This window comes from Paractinoplanes rhizophilus (assembly GCF_042664765.1).
Lineage (GTDB): Bacteria > Actinomycetota > Actinomycetes > Mycobacteriales > Micromonosporaceae > Actinoplanes > Actinoplanes rhizophilus.
Genome location: NZ_JBHTBJ010000115.1, coordinates 1 through 1,259 on the forward strand (window position 1 = coordinate 1; position 1,259 = coordinate 1,259).

1 pseudogene is annotated in these 1,259 nt (G+C 67.1%); it reads left to right on the top strand.

The annotated features are described in order from the left end of the window. Nucleotides 1-304: 304 nt before the first annotated feature. Nucleotides 305-1,138 (top strand): annotated as a pseudogene (locus ACFQS1_RS40450) (IS256 family transposase); the annotation flags it as partial. Nucleotides 1,139-1,259 lie beyond the last annotated feature (121 nt).

Below are 1,259 nucleotides of genomic sequence, written 5' to 3' on the forward strand. Positions count from 1 at the left end.
CACCCTGGAGAGCACCGGGGACTACTGGCGGATCTGGTACTACCTGCTGGAAACGGCTGGGCTGGATGTGCAACTGGTCAACGCCCGTGATGTCAAGAACGCGCCCGGCCGGCCCAAGACCGACAGGGGCGTGTCGGTAGGTCTGTGTAACGGATGAGTGGATTATCCGTTTTTCACCGGTTATGGGGCCGGTGGCACAGTCAGGATCACGATCATGTCGCTGACCGAGCAGTTCGAGGCCGTCACCACTGATAACGAGCACGACGAGCCGGTGGTTGCGCCCCGGCTGCCGCTGTCCGAGGGGATGCCGGGCGCGGCGGCGCCGGCGGTGAAGGCCCTGCTGGACGAGCAGTTGCTGGACCAGATGGTCGAGCGGGTCCGCGCCGACGGGGGCCGCCTGACGGGGCCGGGCAGTTTCCTGTCGGAGATGTGCAAGGCGGTCCTCGAGCGAGGGCTGCGCGCGGAGTTGGACGCGCATCTGGGGTATGGCAAGCACGAGGCGGCCGGCAAAGGGTCGGGGAACTCGCGCAATGGCAGCACGCCGAAGACGGTGCAGACCGAGATCGGGCCGATCCCCCTGGACATCCCCCGCGATCGGGCGGGCTCGTTCACCCCGATGCTGGTGCCCAAGGGCGAACGCCGCCTCGGCGGCCTGTCGGATGTGATCATCAGCTTGTACGCGGGCGGGATGACTGTCCGCGACATCTGCCACCACCTGCAACGGGTCTACGGCACTGAGATCAGCCCGGACACGATTTCGGTGGTCACCGACGCCGTCCTGGACGAGGTGAAAGTCTGGCAGACCCGCCCGCTGGACGCGGTCTACCCGATCGTCTACATCGACGCGCTCGTCGTCAAAGTGCGTGACGGCAACCAGGTCCGCAACAAGGCCGCGCACCTGGTCGTCGGGGTCGACTGCGACGGGGTCAAGCACGTGCTGGGGATCTGGCTGCAGAACTCGGAGGGCGCGAAGTTCTGGCTGGCGGTACTGACCGAGCTGCGTAACCGGGGCGTGCGGGACGTGCTGATCGCCTGCTGCGACGGCCTCGAGGGGCTGCCGGCCGCGGTGGAGACGGTCTGGCCCCACGCGATCGTGCAGACCTGCGTGGTGCACCTGATCCGCGCGAGCATGCGTTTCGGCCCTGTCAGGGGAGCTGTGTAAGTCGGGGGTGTGCCAAGATCGACCGGCTTGAGAACCGGTCAGATGGGACACGACGTGACACAGGACACAGATGCGGCCCGAGTCGACGAGGCGGCGG